General features: G+C 72.8%; 18 protein-coding genes. 9 read left to right on the top strand and 9 right to left on the bottom strand.

The window, feature by feature from the left end; genetic code table 11:
- Nucleotides 1–177 precede the first annotated feature (177 nt).
- Together MBSD_RS04475 and MBSD_RS04470 are read left to right on the top strand one after the other, a co-directional pair.
- On the top strand, nucleotides 178–789 hold the full coding sequence (locus tag MBSD_RS04475) for a TetR/AcrR family transcriptional regulator (protein WP_062535454.1): 612 nt from the start codon (nucleotides 178–180) through the stop codon (nucleotides 787–789).
- Nucleotides 786–1,514, top strand: coding sequence for an FprA family A-type flavoprotein (locus tag MBSD_RS04470; RefSeq protein WP_062535452.1), 729 nt, complete (start codon nucleotides 786–788; stop codon nucleotides 1,512–1,514). The genes MBSD_RS04475 and MBSD_RS04470 overlap by 4 nt, the downstream gene beginning before the upstream one ends.
- Nucleotides 1,515–1,565: 51 nt before the next feature.
- On the opposite strand, the gene MBSD_RS04465 is transcribed toward MBSD_RS04470, so the two are convergent.
- Together MBSD_RS04465 and MBSD_RS04460 are read right to left on the bottom strand one after the other, a co-directional pair.
- Nucleotides 1,566–1,967, bottom strand: coding sequence for a VOC family protein (locus MBSD_RS04465; RefSeq protein ID WP_062535451.1), 402 nt, complete (start codon nucleotides 1,965–1,967; stop codon nucleotides 1,566–1,568).
- Nucleotides 1,968–2,059: 92 nt separating this feature from the next.
- Nucleotides 2,060–2,500: a methyltransferase family protein gene (locus MBSD_RS04460; protein WP_062535449.1), complete on the bottom strand. Its 441-nt coding sequence runs from the start codon at nucleotides 2,498–2,500 to the stop codon at nucleotides 2,060–2,062.
- Nucleotides 2,501–2,708: 208 nt separating this feature from the next.
- Between MBSD_RS04460 and MBSD_RS04455 the strand changes: the two genes are divergently transcribed.
- Together MBSD_RS04455 and MBSD_RS04450 are read left to right on the top strand one after the other, a co-directional pair.
- Nucleotides 2,709–3,218, top strand: a complete 510-nt coding sequence (locus MBSD_RS04455; protein ID WP_062535447.1) for a hypothetical protein — start codon at nucleotides 2,709–2,711, stop codon at nucleotides 3,216–3,218.
- Between the two features lie 165 nt (nucleotides 3,219–3,383).
- Nucleotides 3,384–4,772, top strand: a complete 1,389-nt coding sequence (locus MBSD_RS04450) for a sugar porter family MFS transporter (RefSeq protein WP_062535445.1) — start codon at nucleotides 3,384–3,386, stop codon at nucleotides 4,770–4,772.
- 245 nt (nucleotides 4,773–5,017) lie between these two features.
- Here MBSD_RS04450 and MBSD_RS04445 read toward each other — a convergent pair whose 3' ends face one another.
- Entirely contained in the window at nucleotides 5,018–6,634 is a 1,617-nt protein-coding gene (locus MBSD_RS04445; RefSeq protein ID WP_062535443.1) for an alpha-amylase family glycosyl hydrolase, read from the bottom strand.
- 267 nt (nucleotides 6,635–6,901) lie between these two features.
- Here MBSD_RS04445 and MBSD_RS04440 point away from each other — a divergent pair, with 267 nt between their 5' ends.
- The 3 genes from MBSD_RS04440 (at nucleotide 6,902) to MBSD_RS04430 (ending at nucleotide 13,178) form a co-directional block, all read left to right on the top strand.
- On the top strand, nucleotides 6,902–9,499 hold the full coding sequence (locus MBSD_RS04440; RefSeq protein ID WP_062535440.1) for an amylo-alpha-1,6-glucosidase: 2,598 nt from the start codon (nucleotides 6,902–6,904) through the stop codon (nucleotides 9,497–9,499).
- An 11-nt stretch (nucleotides 9,500–9,510) separates the two neighbouring features.
- Entirely contained in the window at nucleotides 9,511–12,015 is a 2,505-nt protein-coding gene (locus MBSD_RS04435; RefSeq protein ID WP_187300550.1) for a glycoside hydrolase family 31 protein, read from the top strand.
- Nucleotides 12,016–12,224: 209 nt separating this feature from the next.
- Nucleotides 12,225–13,178, top strand: a complete 954-nt coding sequence (locus tag MBSD_RS04430; RefSeq protein ID WP_062535436.1) for an alpha/beta hydrolase — start codon at nucleotides 12,225–12,227, stop codon at nucleotides 13,176–13,178.
- 171 nt (nucleotides 13,179–13,349) lie between these two features.
- Here the strand turns inward: MBSD_RS04430 and MBSD_RS04425 are convergent, their stop codons facing one another.
- The 6 genes from MBSD_RS04425 to MBSD_RS04400 all read right to left on the bottom strand — a co-directional run bounded on the left by MBSD_RS04425 (nucleotide 13,350) and on the right by MBSD_RS04400 (nucleotide 18,109).
- Nucleotides 13,350–14,309 (bottom strand): class I SAM-dependent RNA methyltransferase, encoded by a 960-nt coding sequence (locus tag MBSD_RS04425; RefSeq protein ID WP_201797452.1) that lies wholly within the window; start codon nucleotides 14,307–14,309, stop codon nucleotides 13,350–13,352.
- An 8-nt stretch (nucleotides 14,310–14,317) separates the two neighbouring features.
- Nucleotides 14,318–14,623, bottom strand: a complete 306-nt coding sequence (locus tag MBSD_RS04420) for a hypothetical protein (RefSeq protein ID WP_062535433.1) — start codon at nucleotides 14,621–14,623, stop codon at nucleotides 14,318–14,320.
- 201 nt (nucleotides 14,624–14,824) lie between these two features.
- The gene (locus MBSD_RS04415; RefSeq protein ID WP_062535431.1) at nucleotides 14,825–15,106 is read right to left on the bottom strand and encodes a DUF2845 domain-containing protein; all 282 of its coding nucleotides are present in this window, start codon (nucleotides 15,104–15,106) and stop codon (nucleotides 14,825–14,827) included.
- A gap of 118 nt (nucleotides 15,107–15,224) precedes the next feature.
- Nucleotides 15,225–16,640: a DUF1254 domain-containing protein gene (locus MBSD_RS04410; RefSeq protein WP_062535429.1), complete on the bottom strand. Its 1,416-nt coding sequence runs from the start codon at nucleotides 16,638–16,640 to the stop codon at nucleotides 15,225–15,227.
- A 224-nt stretch (nucleotides 16,641–16,864) separates the two neighbouring features.
- The gene (gene lpxO / locus MBSD_RS04405) at nucleotides 16,865–17,776 is read right to left on the bottom strand and encodes a lipid A hydroxylase LpxO (RefSeq protein ID WP_062535427.1); all 912 of its coding nucleotides are present in this window, start codon (nucleotides 17,774–17,776) and stop codon (nucleotides 16,865–16,867) included.
- A 99-nt stretch (nucleotides 17,777–17,875) separates the two neighbouring features.
- Nucleotides 17,876–18,109, bottom strand: a complete 234-nt coding sequence (locus MBSD_RS04400) for a hypothetical protein (RefSeq protein ID WP_062535425.1) — start codon at nucleotides 18,107–18,109, stop codon at nucleotides 17,876–17,878.
- A 159-nt stretch (nucleotides 18,110–18,268) separates the two neighbouring features.
- Here MBSD_RS04400 and MBSD_RS04395 point away from each other — a divergent pair, with 159 nt between their 5' ends.
- Nucleotides 18,269–19,360 carry a sensor histidine kinase gene (locus tag MBSD_RS04395; RefSeq protein WP_237071745.1) on the top strand — a complete coding sequence of 364 codons (1,092 nt, stop codon included), beginning with the start codon at nucleotides 18,269–18,271 and terminating at the stop codon, nucleotides 19,358–19,360.
- Nucleotides 19,357–20,109 (top strand): LytR/AlgR family response regulator transcription factor, encoded by a 753-nt coding sequence (locus MBSD_RS04390; protein WP_062535423.1) that lies wholly within the window; start codon nucleotides 19,357–19,359, stop codon nucleotides 20,107–20,109. The genes MBSD_RS04395 and MBSD_RS04390 overlap by 4 nt, the downstream gene beginning before the upstream one ends.
- The last annotated feature ends 65 nt before the right edge of the window (nucleotides 20,110–20,174 follow it).

Here is a 20,174-nt window from a genome sequence, read left to right as displayed (position 1 = left end):
CGGCACGACGCGGCGCCGCCGCGCGTCGGAGAGTTTGCGCGGCGGGCGCCCCGCGTCCAGCGGCATTCGCCTCGTCACCGTGGGTCGGCAGGCAGCAACCCGGAGGGGTGCGCGCGCCGACTTGACACGCAAATTAATTGGATGGATGATAAATCCAATAATGTGAGCGAGCCGCCCATGAACCGCCGCCCCTACACCAAGCTGCGCCGCGCCGAAGCGGAAGCCGCCACCCGCGAGCGCATCGTGCGCGCGGCGGTGGACCTGCATGCGAAGCACGGCGCCACCGGCACGTCCTACGCGATGATCGCGGAGAAGGCGGGGGTGTCGCCGCAGACCGTCTACAACCACTTCCCGGAGCTGGGCGTGCTGATCGAGGGCTGCACCGGCCACGTGCAGCGGCGGGCGCCCGCGGTCGACGCCGCCTGCTTCGCCGACGGGCGCACCGCGGCGCAGCGGCTGCGCAAGCTGGCCGCGGCGGTGTACGCGCAGCTCGAATACCTGGCGCCGTGGATGCGCCTCGGTTGGGGCGAGGCGGAACGTGTGCCGGAGCTGCGTGCGGTGTTCGACCGCGGCGAGGCGGCGCTGCGCGAGCTGTTGACGCAGGCGGCGGCGCCCGACTACCGCGCCACGCCGGCTTTTCTCGACGCGGCCTTGCTGCTGCTCGACTACCCCGCATGGAAGCGTCTGACCGAGCGGCGTTCCCGCGTCCGGGCCGCCGCGCTGGCGGGCGATGGCCTGGTCGCCCTGCTGGAAACCCTCTGCCAGGCTTCGCCCAGGGCCCGCTCATGAACGTTCCCAACACCGACGGCCGCACCCGCATCGACGAGATCGCGGACGGCATCTACCGCATCAGCACCGCCATCCCGCCCGAGGTCATGCCCGGCGGTTTCACCTTCAACCAGTTCCTGATCGCCGACGACGCGACGCTGCTGTTCCACACCGGCCCGCGCAAGCTGTTCGACATGACGCGCGAGGCGATCGCGTGCGTGCTGCCGGTCGCATCCCTGCGCCACGTGGCGTTCTCGCACTTCGAGCCCGACGAATGCGGCGCGCTCAACGACTTCCTCGCCGTCGCCCCGCGGGCCGAGCCGGTGTGCAGCCGGATCGGCGCGCTGGTCTGCATGGGCGACTACGCCGACCGTCCCGCGCGCGCGCTGGCGGATGGCGAGACGCTGTCGCTCGGCCGCCACACGCTGCGCTGGATCGACACGCCGCACCTGCCGCACGGCTGGGACTGCGGCTTCCTCGCCGACCTCGGCACGCGCACGCTGCTCTGCGGCGACCTGTTCACGCAGTTCGGCGCCGAACACGCGCCGCTGACCACCAGCGACATCCTCGAACCCAGCGAAGCGGCGCGGCGCGGCATGGACTATTACGCGCACGCGCCCGACACGACGGCGACGCTGGAGCGCCTCGCCGCGCTGCAGCCGACCACGCTCGCCTGCATGCACGGCGCCTCCTGGCAGGGCGACGGCGCGGCGCTGCTGCGCGAGCTGGGGCGGCGCTTGGGGTGACGGCCACGCCCCGATCGGTCCGATGCGTGCGGAAACGATGCGCGTCGCCGTTCACGCCGCCTCGGCGTTGCGCCAGTCGCCGCGTTGCAGGACCACGCGGTAGCCGTCGCGGTCGCGGAAGGTGCGGCCGTCGGCTTCCCAGTACGGGTTGAACGAGGCGACCGCCTCGAAGCCCGCGGCCTGCATGGCGGCGCACCGGCTTTCCCACTCCGCCGCGGACGGCACATAGAACACCAGCAGGTCCTCGACCGTGGGCGCCGGCGCCACGGCGTGCGTGCGGCAACGGGTGAACTCGAGATGGAACGCGCCGCCGGGCATGCCGAGCATCACGCCGTCGAATCCGGCGTGGTTCTCGAAACTGCCGACGACGCGCAGCCCGAGGCCGCGGCAGTACATGGTGCGCGCGCGCTCGAGGTCGCTCACGGGCCGCGCGATGCGCAGGTGGCAGTGCATGCCGTCGTCGCTCCGGAGGGTCGCCGGGACGGATGGTAATCGAAGGGTTGCGTGCGGGTTCGTCCGCACGCCGCGCATGCGGCGCCCCGGGTTCAGATCCAGCGGCGCACGCGCCGGCAATACGCGGCATAGGGCTCGCCGAACAGCGCCAGCAGATAGCGCTCTTCGCGGGCGACGACGGCATGGCGCACCAGCAGCAGCGCCGGCGGCAGCATCAGCAGCGCCCATGCGGCGTTCGCGGCGAGCGCGATGCCGGCGCAGATCAGCGCCTGGCCGATGTAGTCCGGATTGCGGCTGTAGCGGTACGGCCCCGAGACGACCAGCCGCCGCGTGGGCCGCAGGGGCGAGACGGGCGTGCCGGCCCGCCGGAAGTGCAACATCATCCACGTGCCGAGCGCGGCGCCCAGCGCGATCAGCGCGACGCCGGCGACGCGTCCGGCGGTCGCATCGGCGAACAGCGGCTGCGGCCAGAGGCGGTGCAGCGCAAATCCGAGCGCGAGCGCGGCGAAAAACAGCACCGGCGGCGGAATCACCCCGGCCGTCCGGGGGGTCGACGGGTCGGTCGCGGCGGGCATGTGCGGGGCGCGATGGCTCGAGAGCCTCAAGTGTGCCCATCGTCCAGGCCGTTGGCAGCCTCAGATCTTGCCCGCTTGCGGCACCGCGCATCGCGCAAGATTTTCCAAGCGCCGGGGCGGCCGTGGCGCAAGACTTCGTGGCATCCGTTCCGCCGCAGGAGACGCCATGACCGCCCCCGCCTTGTCCGAGCGCCTGTTCGCCGCCGGCCCGCATCCCGACCTCGGCGAGCACGCCGCCACCTACGGCCGGCTGATCGGCAGTTGGCGCGGCGAGTACCGCGATCCGCACCCCGCAGGCGACGAGGTCGGCCCGCTGGAGGTGCACTTCGGCTGGGCGCTGGAGGGCCGCGCCGTGCAGGACGTCTGGCTGGTGCCGGACGCCGCCGCGGCGACGCGCCGGCGCATCATGTACGGCACCACGCTGCGCGTGTTCGATGCGACGGCGAAACTGTGGCGCGTCGACTGGTTCAACGCACGGCGCGGCGCGCACGTGCACCTGGTCGGCCGCCGCATCGGCGACGACATCGTGCAGACCGGCTACTGGGACGACCGTCCGCAGCGCTGGTGCTTCCGCGAGGTCGGCGCGGACGCGTTCACCTGGGAAGCCCACGGCCTCGACGACGACGGCGTCGGCTGGCGCCTGCAGACGCGCTTCCGCCTGATCCGCGTGCGCTGAGGCGCCGGATCGCGGGCCGCATACGTATGCGCATGGCGACGCCGGGTTGACGGCGGCCGCCGCGCCTGTGGCAGCATGCCCCGTCGGCCCCGCCGGCGCCGTTCTCGGCCGCCGGCGGCAAACGCGGCTCCGCGGGGGCGGAGCGCCTGAGCCGGGGGAGTGTCCATGAGTACCGTCGCGCAAACCGTCCACGTGCAACCGCGCACCGCCGCCGTGTTCATCTGCGTGCTGGCGGCGCTGGCCGGGCTGATGTTCGGCCTCGACATCGGCGTGATTTCCGGCGCCACGCCGTTGATCCAGGCGGAGTTCGCCGTCGACGACCACACGATCGAATGGATCGTCAGCAGCATGATGCTGGGCGCCGCGGTGGGCGCGCTCGGCGCCGGCTGGCTGGCCGCGGCGCTGGGACGCAAGCGTTCGCTGATCCTCGCCGCCGCGCTGTTCGTCGCCGGCTCGCTGATGTGCGCCGCGGCCGGCTCGCCGCAGGCGCTGATCGTCGCGCGCACCGTGCTCGGCCTGGCGATCGGCGTGGCCGCGTTCACCGCGCCGCTGTATCTCGCCGAGGTCGCCTCCGGGCACATCCGCGGCGCGATGATCTCCACCTACCAGCTGATGATCACCATCGGCATCTTCGTCGCCTTCCTCTCCGACACCGCCTTCAGCTACACCGGCAGCTGGCGCTGGATGCTGGGCGTGATCGCGATTCCCGGCGCGCTGTTCCTGCTCGGCGTGATGGTGCTGCCGGAGAGCCCGCGCTGGCTGCTGATGCGCGGCCGCGGCGGCGACGCCGCCGACGTGCTGCAGCGCCTGCGCGGCGACGCCGAGGCGGTGCGCCGCGAGGTCGCCGACATCGAGGCGCAGTTGCGCACGCCGCAGCGCGGCTGGCACCTGTTCCTGGAGAACCGCCACTTCCGCCGCTCGGTCGGGCTGGGCGTGCTGCTGCAGATCATGCAGCAGCTCACCGGCATCAACGTGGTGATGTACTACGCGCCGCGCATCTTCCAGAGCATGGGTTACGATGTGCACGCGCAGATGTGGTTCACCGCCGCGGTCGGCCTGACCAACGTGCTCGCCACCTTCATCGCCATCGCCCTGGTCGACCGCTGGGGCCGCAAGCCGATCCTCTACGCCGGCTGCGTGACCATGGCCGCCGGCCTCGGCATCGTCGGCACGCTGATGCACCTCGGCATCGACACGCGCGCCGAGCAGCTCGCCGCCGTCGGCATGCTGCTGCTGTTCATCGTCGGCTTCGCCATGTCGGCCGGTCCGCTGGTGTGGACGCTGTGCTCGGAGATCCAGCCGCTGAAGGGTCGCGAGTTCGGCGTCGGCGCCTCCACCGTGACCAACTGGGTGGCGAACATGATCGTCGGCGCCACCTTCCTCACCCTGCTGAACGCGATCGGCCCGGGCAACACCTTCTGGCTGTACGCCGCGTTGAACCTGCTGTTCCTGCTGATCACGCTGGCGGTGGTGCCGGAAACCAAGGGCGTCAGCCTGGAACACATCGAGCGCAGGCTGATGGACGGCCATCCGCTGCGGCGCATCGGCCAGTAACCGCGCACGAAACGACGGGCGCCTGCGGCGCCCGTCGCGTTGCGGGCCGGCGCATCGCTGGACGCCTCGAACCCTGCGCCTCTGGCCCCCTTCGCTCCAGCGGGGAGCGGGTCGGGGCGAGGGGGTGCCGTCCGCAGGACGGCTCGCCCTTGCGCGGCAGACCACGGACAGGCGCTTCACGCGTCCCCATTACGCGGTCCTCGCCCCGCCGGGGAGGGCGGAAGATCCGCGCGCGGAACGCCGGCTCAGTCCAGGGCGACGAACAGCGCGCCGAAGGCCGGCAGGCGCAGCTCGCCGCCGGCGAGCGTGCCGGCCGCCAGGCCGTGGCCGTCCAGCACGCGCGCGTTCGCCGGCAGCGCCGGCGCGAACGCGCAGGCGCGGTTCGAGGTGTTGAAGTAGGCGCGGATCGCCGCGCCGTCCAGCTCGCGCTCCAGCGCCAGCACCGGCTCCGGGCCGGGCAGCATGCGGATGCCGCCCCACAGCAGCGGCGGATGCCGGCGGCGCCAGCGCATGAAGGTGCGGAAGCGCTGCAGCGGCGATTCGGCGTCGCGCTCCTGCGCCTCCACGCTGCGGCGGCGGTGCGCCTCCGGCACCGGCAGCCACGGCGTGGCGCGACTGAAGCCGCCGTGCTCGGCGTCGGTCCACGGCATCGGCGTACGGCAGCCGTCGCGGCCCTTGAAGGTGGGCCAGAAGGCGATGCCGTAGGGGTCGCGCAGTTGCTCGTACGGCAGCTCCGCCTCGGGCAGGCCGAGTTCCTCGCCCTGGAACACGCACACGCTGCCGCGCAGCGAGCAGGCCAGCGCGGTCAGCGCGCTGGCGGCGTGGGCCGGCGCGTCGGCGCCGCCCCAGCGGCTGGCGACGCGCTGCACGTCGTGGTTGGAGATCGCCCAGCACGGCCAGCCTTCGGTCATGCGCGCTTCCAGCGCCTCGACGGTGTCGCGGACGTGCCGCGCGGAGAAGTCGTCGGTCAGCAGCTCGAAGCTGTAGCCCATGTGCAGGCGCTTCGGGCCGGTGTACTCGGCCATCGTCGCCAGCGAATCCTCGGCGGAGATCTCGCCCAGCGCGGCGACGTCGGGATACTCGTCCAGCAGCCGGCGCAGCTCCTCGAGGAAGGCCAGATTCTCCGGCTGCGTGTTGTTGTGGAGGTGGTACTGGTAGGCGTACGGGTTGTCCGGGCTGAAGCCGCGGCCGACGCGCAGCTCCGGCGGCTTGGCCGGGTTGTCGCGCAGCAGGCGGTCGTGGAAGCAGAAGTTGATCGCGTCGAGGCGCAGGCCGTCGACGCCGCGGTCCAGCCAGAAGCGCAGGTTGTCCAGCGTCGCCCGGCGCACCTCCGGGTGGTGGAAGTTGAGGTCCGGCTGCGAGGCGAGGAAGTTGTGCAGGTAGTACTGGCGACGGCGCGGCTCCCACTGCCAGGCGACGCCGCCGAAGATCGACAGCCAGTTGTTCGGCGGCGTGCCGTCCGGCCGGGCGTCGGCCCACACGTACCAGTCGGCCTTGGGGTTGTCGCGGCTCTCGCGGCTCTCCTTGAACCAGGCGTGCTCGATCGAGGTATGGCTGGGCACCTGGTCGATCATCACCTTCAGGCCGAGCGCATGCGCGCGCTCGACCAGGCGGTCGAAGTCGGCGAGCGTGCCGAACAGCGGGTCGACGTCGCGGTAATCGGCGATGTCGTAGCCGAAGTCGGCCATCGGCGAGCGGAAGAACGGCGACACCCAGATCGCGTCGACGCCGAGGCTGGCCACGTAGTCGAGCCGCGCGAGGATGCCGGGCAGGTCGCCGACGCCGTTGTCGTCGGTGTCCTGGAAGCTGCGCGGGTAGATCTGGTAGATGACGGCACCGCGCCACCAGGGATGCTTGCTCATGCGTCCTTCCCGAAGCTGCGCGCCCGCCTCGTGCGGGACGCATGCCGCAGCGATGCGGCCCGGCAAAGCTTAACCGCGCGCCGCGCCGTCCACCGATGGGGGCGCATACGTATTCATCGCTGCAACCTTTCGGCCTGCTGCGGAATCGGTTTAGCTTGCGCGTCGGGCGGCGCCGGCGCGCGCCGGTGTAGCACGGAACGCGGACCGGCGCCAGTGGCGGAAGGGCGATGCGCAACCGGGCCGCGGCGGCCCGCGACGGGGAGCGCGATGGGCGGGATCCGCGGCGGCAAGATCATCGGCGGCGCGCTCGCGCTGGCCCTGGTGCTGCCGGCGCCGGCGACGGACGCCGCACCCCTGGACGCGCCGCCCGATGCGGCCACGCTGTTCGACTTCATGGCGATACGCATCCCGGCAGGCGAGCGCGCGCAGTTCGTCGCCACCGACAACCTCGACGGCTATTACGAGGGCTACACCGCGGCCTACCGCGGCGGCGTCGGTTACCGCATCGGCGACGTCTCCCTGCTGGCCGACCGCGCCAGCTTCGTCGACGGCCGCCTGCTCGACCGCACGCGGGCGCAGAGCGCGACGATCGAACCCTGGGGCGACCGCGCCGACTACGCCGGCGCGCACGAGGCGCTGATGCTGCACGCGCACCGCCACGCGCTGTCGCTGCGCGTCGAAAGCGCGCGCGCGGCGACGCTGGCGGTGTTGCCGCTGTGGAACCGCCGCGCGGACGACGTGACGCTGACGATGCGCGACGGCATCGCGCTGATCGCGCCGCGCGCGGGCCACGCGGATGCGACGCCGCTGCCGTTCGTCGCCGTCAGCGCCGACGCGCCGTTCCGCGTGCGCTTGTTGCCGGCGGGTGCTGTTGCCGCCACCGCGGTCTTTTCCCCCGCTCCGCCGCGGGGCGCGGGTCGGCGTGAGGGGGTGCCGTCCGCAGGACGGCCGTCGCGATCGGGCGAAGAAGCACGCGCTGCGCGCGTCCCCCTCGCCCTGTCCTCGTCCCGCGGGGGGGAGGGAAAAGCACTCGACGCCGAAGCGGCGACACCGACGCGCGCGCCGGCGCTGACGCTCGCATCCGGCACGCTGGCGCCGCTGATCGAAAGCGCCGCGCCAGTCTCGCAGTTCACCGTGCATCTCGCCTTCGCCGCCAGCGCCGGGGCAGCGATCGCCGCAGCGCGCGCGCTGGCCGCGCAGGACGGCTGGCGGGCGGAACTCGACGCGCGCCGCGCCGTGCTGACGCGCGCCTGGCTGCACACGCCGGACGATGCCTACAACCGCGCACTGCTGTGGGCCGAGGCCAGCGCGCAGAGCTTCGTCGTCGACGAATTCGGCGCCGGCATCTGGGCCGGGCTGCCGTGGTTCCGCGACAACTGGGGCCGCGACACTTTCATCGCCCTGCCCGGCACCCTGCTGGTGGAAGGCCGCTTCGCGGAGGCGCGCGCGGTGCTGGACGCCTTCGCCTCGCGGCAGAAGCACGGCGATCCGGCCGATCCGGACGAAGGCCGCATTCCCAACCGCGTCGCCCGCGACGGCGTGATCTACAACACCGTCGACGGCACGCCATGGATGATCCGCGCCGGTGACCTCTACCTGCGCTACAGCGGCGACGCAACTTACGTTGCGCCGCTGCGCACGCTGATCCGCCGCTACGTCGACGGCGCGCTGCGCCACCACGTCGACGCCGACGGCCTGCTCACCCACGGCGACGCCGATACCTGGATGGACGCGCGCATCGCCGGCCGGCAGGCGTGGTCGCCGCGCGGCAACCGCGCAGTCGAGGTGCAGGCGCTGTGGTACACGGTGCTCGAGATCGGCGCCGCGCTGGCGCGCCGCGACGGCGACACGGCGGAAGCGCAGCGCTACGCCGCGCTGGCGCGGCGCGCGCGGGACGCGTTCCTGCGTCGTTTCTGGGACGGCACGACGATGGCCGACCACCTGCGCGTCGACGGCACGCGCGACACGCGCCTGCGTCCGAACGCGCTGCTGCTCGCCTCGATCCCGTTCACGCCGTTCGTGCCGGCGACGATCCAGGCCGACGTGCTGCGCCGCACCGTGTCCGCGCTGCTGTTTCCCTACGGCATCGCCTCGCTGGACCCGGCCGATCCGTACTTCCACCCGCGCCACCAGGACCCGGCGCACTACCACAAGGACGCCGCCTACCATAACGGCACGGTGTGGGGCTGGAACGCCGGTTTCACCGTCACCGCGCTCGCCGCGTTCGGCCAGCAGCAGCTGGCGTGGGCGCTCAGCCGCAACCTCGCCGACCAGATCCTGCACCTGGGCACGCGCGGCAGCATGAGCGAGCTGCTGGACGCGCTGCCGGACGCGCACGGCGATCCGGTGCCCTCCGGCACCTACGCGCAGGCGTGGAGCGTCGCCGAGTTCGCGCGCAACGCCTACCAGGACTACCTCGGTTTCCGCCCCGACCTGCTCGACGGCACGCTCGCCTTCGTGCCGGCGCTGCCGCGCGCGTGGACGCACGTCGCCGCGCGCCTGCCCTACGGCCGCGACGAGGCGCTCGATCTCGTCGTCGACCGCAACGGCGAGGCGTGGCGCTGGCGTTTCGCGCCGCTGCCGGCGACGCCGCGCCGCGTCACGCTCGACCTGCTCGCCGCCGACGGCAGCCGCCGCCGCGTCGCCTTCGCGCTGGCCGGCGCGGCGCGCACACTGCGCTGGGACGGCCGCCGCGCCACGCTGGACGGCCGCCCGCTCGCCGGCGTAGAAGTGCAGCCCGGCGTAGCCGCGCGCCTCGGCACGCTGCATTTCGCCGCACCGCCCGCCTTCGTGCCCGATCGTTTCCCCGTGCTGCGCGGGAAGGACGTGCTCGCCACGGCCATCCAGCGCGGCCAAGGTCCTTGATGGAGCCCGCCATGCCTCGTGTTTTCGTATGGATCCTCGTGTCGCTGCTGTTCGTGCCGGCGCCGCCGGCGCGCGCCGGCTGGCGGTCGGTCGGCAACGTCGTCTCGATCGAGCAGGAACGGAACGGCGTGGTGCTGCACGCCGACGGCGGCATCGTCGCCGTCACCGCGCTGTCGCCCGAGGTGATCCGCGTGCGCTATGCGCCTTCCGGCAGCTTCGGCCGCGCCGATCCGTGGGCGGTGGTGGACCGCGCGCTGGGCGATCCGCAGGTAAGCGTCGACAGCGACGCGACGCACGTCGACCTCGGCACGCCGGCGCTGCGCGTGCGCATCGAGCGTGAACCGCTGCGCATCGCCTTCTACGACAAGGACGGTCGCGTGCTGGACGCCGACGACGCCGAGCAGGGCATGGCCCACGCCGGCGCGACGGTGCGCGTATGGAAGCAGCTCGGCGACGCCGACCACGTCTACGGCTTCGGCGAGAAGACCGGCCGTCTCGACAAGCGCGCGCAGAACCTCGGCGGCATGCACTACGCGATGTGGAATTCGGACTCCGGCAACTACGACGGCGCCACCGATCCGCTGTACGTGTCGGTGCCGTTCTACCTGGTGCTGCGCGACGGCCGCGCGCACGGCATCTTCCTCGACAACACGTATCGCTCCAGCTTCGACGTCGGCCGCGACGATCCGCACCGGCTCGCCTTCGGCGCCACCGGCGGCGACCTCGACTACTACTTCATCGCCGGCCCCGATCCCAAGGCGGTGATCGAGCGCTACACCGCGCTGACCGGGCGCATGCCGCTGCCGCCGCGCTGGGCGCTCGGCTACCACCAGTCGCGCTGGGGCTACTTCCCCGAGCTGCGCCTGCGCACCGTCGCCGACACGCTGCGCGTCAAGCGCATCCCCGCCGACACGCTCTGGCTGGACATCGACTACCAGCAGGACTACAAGCCGTTCACCTGGGACCGCACGCGCTTCCCCGATCCCAGGCGCATGCTCGACGACCTGCGCAAGCAGGGCTTTCACGTCGTCACCATCGTCGACCCGCACCCGCCTGCGGAGCGCGGCTATCGCATCTTCGACGAGGGCATCGCCGGCAAGCACTTCGTGCGCAACGCCGACGGCTCGCTGTTCACCGGGCCGGTGTGGCCGTCGCTGTCGACGCACGATCCGCAGCCGAGCGCCTTCCCCGACTTCACCCGCGCCGCCACGCGCGCCTGGTGGGGCAAGCACTACGGCGCGCTGCTCGACGCCGGCGTCGCCGGCATCTGGAACGACATGGACGAGCCGGCGGTGTGGCTGCGCCCGGCCGGCACCATGCCCGACGACGTGCGCTTCGACGGCGACGGCCATCCCACCGACCACCGCGAGGTGCACAACGTCTACGGCATGCTGTACAGCCGCGCGACGTTCGAGGGCCTCTCCAAGCTGCGCCCGGACACGCGGCCGTTCGTGCTGACGCGCGCCAGCTTCGCCGGCGGCCAGCGCTACGCCGCGGTGTGGACCGGCGACAACACCGCCGACTGGCCGGCGCTGCGGCAGTCGCTGCCGATGCTGATGAACCTCGGCCTGTCCGGTTTCCCGTTCGTCGGCGCCGACATCGGCGGCTTCGTCGGCTATCCCTCGCCGGAACTGTTCACGCGCTGGCTGCAGCTCGGCGTGTTCTACCCGTTCATGCGCGCGCACACCGACATCTCCACGCCCGACCAGGACCCGTGGTCGTTCGGCGCGCGCCACGAGGTGTACAACCGCCACGCCATCGAGCTGCGCTATCGCCTCTTGCCGACGCTGTACACGGTGATGGAGCACGCCAGCCGCAGCGGCGTGCCGGCGCTGCGCCCGCTGTTCCTCGAATTCCCGCTGGACGCGCAGACCTACGCACTGGACGACGAGGCGATGTTCGGCCGCGATCTGCTGATCGCGCCGGTGCTGTATCCCGACGCCGCCACGCGCCGCGTGTACCTGCCGGCCGGCGACTGGTACGACTTCCGCAGCGGCGCGCGCGTCGCCGGCGGCGCCGCGATCGAGGTGCCGGTGACGCTGGACGACCCGCCGGTGTACGTGCGCGCCGGCGCCTTCCTGTTCCTGCAGCCGGTGGTGCAGCACACCGGCGAGATGGCCGGCCAGCCGCTGACCGTGCAGGTCTACCCGGCCGCCGCCTCCGACGGCGCGCTGTACGAGGACGACGGCGGCTCGCTCGCCTACACGCGCGGCGTCTACGCGCGCCGCGCCTTCCACCAGCAGCGCAGCGGCGACGCGATCACCGTCGGCGCCGACGCCGTCGAGGGCCGCTACCGCGGCGCGCCGCGCGATCTCGTCTTCCGCCTGGTCGGCACGCGCGACGCGCGCGCGGTCGCGCTGGACGGCACGCCGCTGCCGCGCGTCGCCCCCGAGCAGTTCGACCGCGCCGACGCCGCCTGGACCGTGCGCGACGGCGCCGTCGAGGCGAAGCTGCGCGACCGCCCCGCGGCGCTGCGCCTGGAGGTGAGCGGCGCCGTGCAAGATGACGTTCGCTGAGCGGTGCCGTGCATGCTGACGTTCGATGGGCACGCCGCACCCTCGCGAAGCTCTTCCCCTCTCCCCCGCGGGGAGAGGGGGCCAAGCGCATCGCGCCCGTTTGTCTTGCGCAGCCGCGTGGGATGGGTCGAGCGCGGCGAAACCCATCGCCCCGGAGGCGATGCGCGCGGGGTTTCGCCGCGCTCGACCCAACCGATGGTCCTCACGCCATGAAGCTCCTCGCCGCCCTGCTGCTCGCCGTCGCGTTCACCGCTCCCGCCGCCGAACCGGTGCCGCTGCCGCAGGTCGGCGCCGGCCGCGTCGAGCGCCTCGCCGACTTCGCCTCGAAGTACGTGCCGGCGCGCAACGTCGACGTGTGGCTGCCGCCCGGCTATCCCGCGCAGGCGCCCTACGCGGTGCTGTACATGCACGACGGCCAGATGCTGTTCGACGCCGCGCACACCTGGAACCACCAGGAGTGGCGCGTCGACGAGGTGGCGTCCGCGCTGATGGCGCAGCACAAGGTGCGGCCGTTCATCGTCGTCGGCATCTGGAACGCCGGCCCGCTGCGCATGAGCGAGTACTTCCCGCAGAAACCGTGGGAAGCGCTGACGCCGGCGCAGCAGACGCATCTCTACAAGCAGAAGCAGGGCGAGGCGCCGCTGCTGCCGCAGCCGCCCTATGCCGACCGCTATCTCGAGTTCCTGGTCGAGGAGCTGAAGCCCTTCATCGACCATCACTACGCCGTCGATCCGCGTCCGCAGAGCACCTTCACGATGGGCTCCAGCATGGGCGCGCTGGTGTCGATGTACGCGCTGGCCGAGTATCCGCAGGTGTTCGGCGGCGCCGCCTGCATGTCCACGCACTGGCCCGGCACCTCGCTGCAGGAAGACCCCGCCAACCCCGGCCCCGCCGCCTTCCAGGCCTACATCGCCGCGCACTTCCCGCCGCCCGGCGCGCATCGCATCTACTTCGACCACGGCACGCAGACGCTGGACGCGCTCTACGCCGACCGCCAGGCCAAGGTCGACGCGATCCTGCGCGCCAAAGGCTACGGCCCCGCCGACTTCGAGAGCCTCGCCTTCCCCGGCGCCGACCACAGCGAGAAATCCTGGGCGGCGCGCCTGGACCGGCCGCTGGTGTTCCTGCTGGGACCGCCGCCGGACAGCGCAGCCGCGCACTGACGTCGCGCGGCCCCCGCCTGCGCTTCGCCACCGCCCCGCGCGGGACGGGTTGAGCGCGGCGAAACCCGTCGATCCGGATGCGGTACGCGCGAGGTATCGCTGCGCTCAACCCACCCGGCGGGTTGGCGCTGGCGGATGACCTGGTGCTCAACCATCCGGCTTTGCCGCGCGCTAGCGGGAGCGGAACAGCGCCAGCGTGTCGATGCTCGTCGCATCGTCGGCTGCCAGCCAGGGCTCTGCGGCCACCACGGGCGTGCAGGGGCCGAACGTGCAGACGCGGATCGCGCGTCCCTCCGCTTCGCGCCGCAGCGCGTCGAGCACGGCGCGCAGAATGCCGCCGGTAAACGGGGTGTAGAGGTAGAACACCGTGCCTTTGGACAGATCGGCGTCGCGGGCGTCCTGCTCGAGGAAGGCGACATGGGTGAGGTTCAGCGCTTCGGCGCAGCGGCGGGCACTGGCGACGTAGACGGCTTCGCGCTCGATGCCGATGCCGCGCGCGCCGGCGCAGATGGCGGCGAGCAGCGGCACGTGGCCGAGGCCGGCGCCGAGGTCGACCAGCACGTCGCGTCCGGTCAGCGCGGCACGCTCGATCAGCGCAAAGATGTGCCGCGCCGGGGTGGGCTGATAGAACACCATCCCGTTCGGCGGCGCGGCCACTTCGGTCTCCGGCGCTTCGAGTCGCAACACCCCGCTGACCAGTTCGTCGAGCGCGTCGTAGCTGTCGCCGCGAGCGCTGCCATTCATGGGCTCCGCATCTGCCAGCGCGCGCGCCCAGCGCAGCAGGGTCTCGCGTCCTGCGCCGCGCCGGATCGCCATGCGGATTTCGTCGTACAGCCTCCGGTTCGCCGACTCCAGCCGCGCATGCAGCACCCGCGCGCGCAGGTGTGTCGCCGCCGTGTCGCCGGAGGCTGCGCCGCCCGCGTGTGTCGCGTTGCCCGCCGGCGATGCATCGAGACGATCGAGCGCCTCGATGCGTTCGCGCAAGCGGTCGGGCGCGTCCAGCGAGCGATCCCGCTCGAGCGCCGCCAGCAGGTCATGCAGGGAAGCCGCCATCGATCCGCGCACATGGAAAGGGGCGCCATCGTACGACAGCAGCGCGATCGACCGGTGACGAAGCGTTCGCGCGGCCATGGCCTCGCTCACCTGACCGCGGCGATCGCGACGGCTGCGCGCATGGCGCGCGGACTGCGCTCAGCCTGCGAAGCCCGACGAGCGAGAAACAGCATGACCGTTCGAACCGCCTCCTGCCGAGGCGGCCAACTGCGCATCGAGGTACACGGCGAGCCCGAAGGCGTCGGCGGTTGCCATTGCTCCACCTGCCGCTGCAGCACGGCGAAGTGCTCGCGTTGCGGCGCCAGCGCCTCCTGCTGACGCGCGAGTTGCGGCTTCGGCATGTCGTGGATCTCCGGCAGCACGTGCCGCAACTGCCGGACCGCATCTTCCATCGCGCTCCTCCGATGGGCCGGCCCCGCGTCCGGCCGAGGCGCTGGAGCACAACCTGCCGGCGCGGCATCCGCTGCGCCACCGCGTGATGCACCGCGTGCCGCTGTGGCAGCCGGGCGAGCGGCCACGGCCGGAGCGGCGCATGCGGGAAGGCGACCCGGGGCTGGCGATCCAGTCGCGTCGGCTGCGCGCGTCGCGGCCGCTCAGCGCCGATCCCGCTCGATGGCGACGATCACGCCGTCGCGGACGACGAAGTCGAGCGTGCGGCCGCGCTCGCGGTAGGTCCAGCGCTCGCCGCCGTCGCGGCGCCGGCCGCGTTCGGCGTCGGCGCGCGCTGCGCGGCGCGACTGCGGCTCGCCGGCGACGTCGCGCAACAGCGCGGCGGAGTCGCCGACCTCGACGATGCGCGTGCCGATGCGCACGGTGTCGGCGGCCTCGGCGAGGATCGGCAGCAGCAGGCAGGCGAGCAGGACGGCGGCGCGCATGATCGACCTCCATGTCGTGGATGCGCGGCAAGGTTAGCGCGGCGGCGCGGGGCCGCGCGTCGGTCGCGCGACGCCGCGAGGCGTAGGCGGTTTCCGACGCCGGATGCCGGCGCCGCGCTCAGTCGGCGCGGCCGATCGGCGGCGGCGTCCAGCGGCCGTCCAGCACCTCCGGCCGCGGCGAATACAGGCGCAGGATCAGCGCGCAGGCGCCTTCCGGCAGCGGCAGCCAATTGGCGCGCTTGGCCGGCGACGGCGGCGGCGTGCGCTGCAGGTACAGATCGAGCGAGCCGTCGCGGTTGAAACGCAGGCGGTCGCGGCTGTCCAGCGCGTAGCGCTCCAGCCGGTTGGCGACGAGGCGGCCCTGCGCGTCGTAGGCGGTCAGCGACCAGAACGCGTCGACCGGCGGCAGCGCGCTCTTGTCGAAGTGCAGCACGTAGCGGTGCGCGCCGTCGAGCGGCTGCCCGGCGGCGTCGCTGCGCACGAACGGATACACCGCGTCCTGCGGCGCGCTGGCGCCGAGGCTGGCGGCGGCCATCGCCGCGCGCTGGCGGTAGTCGGTGCCGTAGCGGCCGGCGTCGAGCGCGTAGCTCCAGCCGTTGACGCTGCGTTGCCGCGGCGCGCGTCCGGCTTCCTCGACGCGCAGCAGGCCGTCGCGTACGCCGGTTTCGACGGCGTCGCGCTGCGCGGCGGGAAGCGCCGCCGGATCGAACGGCTTGCCGGGCACGACGCCGATCGTCGCCAGCCGCGTCAGCAGCGGCGCGTCGGCGTCGCGCGGCGGGTTGTCGTGCAACAGCATGGCCAGGCTGCCGAACAGCGCGGCGGCGTCCATCCGCGCGACGCGCGCGGCGGGCGGCGTCGCCGCGTCGACCGCGGCGTCCACCGGCACGCGCTTCGGCGGCTGGTAGCGCTTGCCCCAGGCGGACAGCGGCAGCAGGCGGAAGCCGTTTTGCAGACGCCGCGCGGCGGCGAGGTCGTCGCGGCCGTCGACGCCGATGCGGCCGAGCAGCCAGACCGTCGCGGTCGGCGCGTCGATGCGCTGCACGCCGTCGGGCAGCGTGCCCTGCCAGCCGGGGCCGACCAGGGCGTAGGCGCGGCCGCCGCGGCCGCTGCCGCGCGCGTCCAGCCGCGCGAAGGTTTCGCTCCACGCATCCAGCAGCGGCAGCATCACGAAGCGCCTGCCGGGATCGGGCACCACCAGCACCTGCGGCTCGACGGCGAGATCGAGCCAGGCGCTGACGTACAGCGCGTCGACGTTGGGATAGACGATGTCGGCGGTGCGCGCGTCCGGCAGGTCGCGCTGCAGGCGCAGGCGATTCGGCGGCGCGCGGTCCTCGTCGGGCGCGGCGACCGCGGTCTGCGCCGCCCGCGTCGCTTCCATCAGCAGCAGCGGGTAGGCGTAGACCACGCCGTCCTCGGCGGTCCGCCGCCAGGCTTCGGCCTGTTCGGCGGCGCTGGGCTTGTGCGGCTGCAGCGCGCAGGCGGCGAGCAGCAGGCAGGCGGCGAGCGCGCCGATGCGCGGCAGCGGCGACCTCATGCGCGGGACCTCCGCGCGCGGCGCGCACGGGCGCGAACGCCTCCGTGCCCGCGGTGGCGGGCGCGGGCCGATGACGGGTGTGGCAGCTCTTCCATGCGATTCCCCCCGCGCCGCCGGCAACCGGCGGCGCCCGCGCACGTTAGCGCGCGGACATGGCCGAAACTATTGCGGCGGTCACGTTCCGCGCGTGATGCGCTTCGCCATGGCGGACGGGCGGCGCGGATTCAGGCCAGGAAGATCAGCGCCAGCAGGCCGCCCAGCAGCAGCCACTTCAGCGCGTAGTACGCCGTGCGGTTCTTCGCCTTCAGCGCCTTGCCCTTCAGGCGCACGGCGTAGAAATACTTGAACGCCTTGTTGATGCCGCCGGTGCGGTCGCGCTCGTCGTTGGGCGCGGCGCCGGCGGCGACCAGGTGGCGCGCGACGAAGCGGTTGAACGCCGCCGCCCAGCGGTACTTCAGCGGGCGCTCGACGTCGCAGAACAGGATGATGCGGTTCTGCGCGCTCTCGTTGGCGGCGTAGTGGATGTAGGTCTCGTCGAACACCACGCCCTCGCCGTCGCGCCAGCTGTAGCGCTGGCCGTCGACGTCGATGTAGCAGCGGTCGTCGTTCGGCGTGATCAGGCCGAGATGGAAGCGCAGCGAGCCGGCGTAGGGGTCGCGGTGCCTGGTCAGGCGGCTGCCCGGCGGCAGCTCGGTGAACATCGCCGCCTTGATCGACGGAATGCCGCGCAGCAGCTCGACCGTGCGCGGGCAGTACTGCTGCGCCGACGGATGCGCGTCGACGTCGTACCACTTGAGGTAGAAGCGCTTCCAGCCGGTGCGGAAGAACGAGTTGAAGCCGGCGTCGTTGTACTGGTCCGAGGCCTTGATGCGCTGCGCCTCGGCGAGTTTGAGCGCTTCCTCGCGGATCTCCCGCCAGTGCGCGCGCAGGGTGGCCAGCTCCGGCAGCGTGTCCACCGGCAGGTACGGCGTGTTCGGCACGCGCGAGCAGGCGTACATCACCACGTTGATCGGCGCCATGAACGTGGAGTGGTCGGTGATCTGGCGGAACACGCGATGGCGCACGCGCCCGCGGAAATGCACGTAGACGGCGGAGGCCACCAGGACGGCGAGCAGGATCCACTTGACGGCGAACATCGGCGGGCGCGGCGGTCGGCAGGGGCGGGGAGACGGCGGGCCGGGCCCGCCGCGGGATGCGCGCCGATTTTATCATGCGGCCGCGCCGCATCGTCGCGGTCAGCCCTGGCCGACCGTGCCGTGCTGCGAGTACAGCGCGTACCAGCGGCCGTCGGCGCCGTAGACGAAGATGTCGGAGGAGCGCACGCCCCGCTGCGGCCCCAGCCTGGGATCGTAGAAGGACAGGACGGCGACGCCGCCGCGGACCGCCAGCGAGGTGGCGGAGGGATGCGCCGCCGGCCAGGCCTCGACACGCCGCCGCGCCGCCCTGGCGCACGCGCGATCCGCGCGCATCGCTCGCGTGACGGGCGTGGCGGATGCGTGACGAGCGGCCGCTCCGCGTCCGCGAGCGGTCGCTCGCTCGAACGTCACTTCCCTTGCGGCGCCGCGATGCGCAGACTGCCGCGATGGGCCGGCGCCGCGCGCCGGCGGACCTGCGTAAACGAGGGCCGCGTGATCGACCGCTCCCTGCAACGACGGTTCGGTGTCTGGACGCTGGCGTTCGCCTTCTGGACGCTGCTTGCGCTCTCCTACACGGTCAGCAACGGCATCAGCAGCATCAGCGAGGGCCACGAGGCGGCGTGGCTGCGCCTGGCGGTGTGGAACTTCGGCAACTTCTACCTGTGGATGGCGCTGACGCCGCTGGTCGCCTGGCTGGGCCGTCTCGGCGCCGCCGGCTGGCGGCGGTTCTGGGCGCTGCACCTGCCGTGCAGCCTGGCGCTGGCGCTGGCGCTGGCGCAGTCGCTGGCGATGCTGGCGATCTTCTGGTGGCTGTGCGGGCCGGGGCACGCACCGGCGACCACGTTCGCCGCCTATGCGCGCCTGGAGTTCGCCTACAAGCTCCACCTCGGCTGGCTGACCTACTGGGTGCTGCTTGCCGCGCTGCGCGGCCTGGAAACGCGCCGGCGCCTGCGCGACGAGCGCCTGCGCAGCGCGCAGCTGGAAACGCAGCTGGTGCAGTCGCAGCTGCAGACGCTGCGCATGCAGCTGCAGCCGCATTTCCTGTTCAACACGCTGAACGCGATCTCCGCGCTGGCGCTGTCCGATCCGATGCAGGCGCGGCTGATGATCGCGCGCCTAAGCGATTTCCTGCGCCTGACCCTGGAAGAGCGCCACGCGCAGCAGGTGCCGCTGGCGCGCGAGCTGCAGTTGCTCGACTGCTACCTCGGCGTGCAGCAGGTACGCTTCCAGGACCGGCTGATCGTGCGCATGGACGTGGCCGCCGACACCGTGCGCGCGGCCGTGCCGAACATGATCCTGCAGCCGCTGGTGGAGAACGCGCTGCGCCACGGCCTGCTGAACAAGCCGGGTCCCGGCACCCTGCACATCGTCACCCGCCGCGACGGCGATCATCTGCAACTGTGCGTGGACGACGACGGCCTCGGTCTGCCGCAGCCGGCGCCGGCCGAAGGCCTCGGCCTCGGCACCACGCGCGCGCGGCTGCGCGTGCTGTTCGGCGAGGCCGCGCGGCTGCAGCTTTCGCGCCGTCCGGGCGGCGGCACGCGCGCCGAGCTGCGCCTGCCGTACGCGGAGGGTGCGCCGTGAGCGCGCCGCCGATCCGCACCCTGCTGGTCGACGACGAAGTGCTGGCGCGTCTCGCGCTGCGCCAGGCGCTGGCGACGCATCCCGAGGTGGAGGTCGTCGGCGAGTGCGGCAACGCCGCCGAGGCGCTGCAGGCGATCCGCCACCTGCAGCCCGGCCTGCTGTTCCTCGACATCCAGATGCCGGGCATGGACGGCTTCAAGCTGCTGCGCGCGCTGTCGCGCGAGACGCTGCCGCTGGTGGTGTTCGCCACCGCCTACGGCCAGCACGCGCTGCGCGCATTCGACGCCGACGCCATCGACTACGTGCTGAAGCCGATCGACCAGGCGCGCTTCGACCAGGCGATGGCACGCGTGAAGAAGCACTGGCGCGGCCTGCACGCGCAGGGCGAGACGGAGGCTGCCGCGACGGGCGAGCGCTACCGGCAGCGCCTCGCCGTGCGCGTCGGCGAGCACAGCCGCGTGCTGGCGGTGGCCGACATCGACTGGATCCGCGCCGACGGCAACTACGTGCGCATCCACGCCGCCGGCGCGGCGTTCCTGCACCGCGAGACGCTGCAGGGCCTGCTGGCGGCGCTGGACCCGGCGCGCTTCCTGCGCATCCATCGCGGCATCGTCGTCAACGTCGAGCGCGTGCGCGAGGTGCATCCGCTGTTCGGCGGGAACGCCGAGGTGATCCTGCACGACGGCACGCGCCTCGATCTCAGCCGTCGCTTCCGCGCCGGCGCGCGCGCCCTGCTGGGGTTGCGCTGAGCGTTCGTCTGCGCGCAACGACCGCTCGTCCCGTCGCGCGCGCCGGCCGTCACGTTGCAGATGCG

It is taken from the genome of Mizugakiibacter sediminis (genome assembly GCF_000953855.2).
GTDB lineage: Bacteria > Pseudomonadota > Gammaproteobacteria > Xanthomonadales > Rhodanobacteraceae > Mizugakiibacter > Mizugakiibacter sediminis.
Note: the sequence above shows the minus strand (reverse complement) of the source record. Positions and strands in the feature narration are given on the sequence as shown.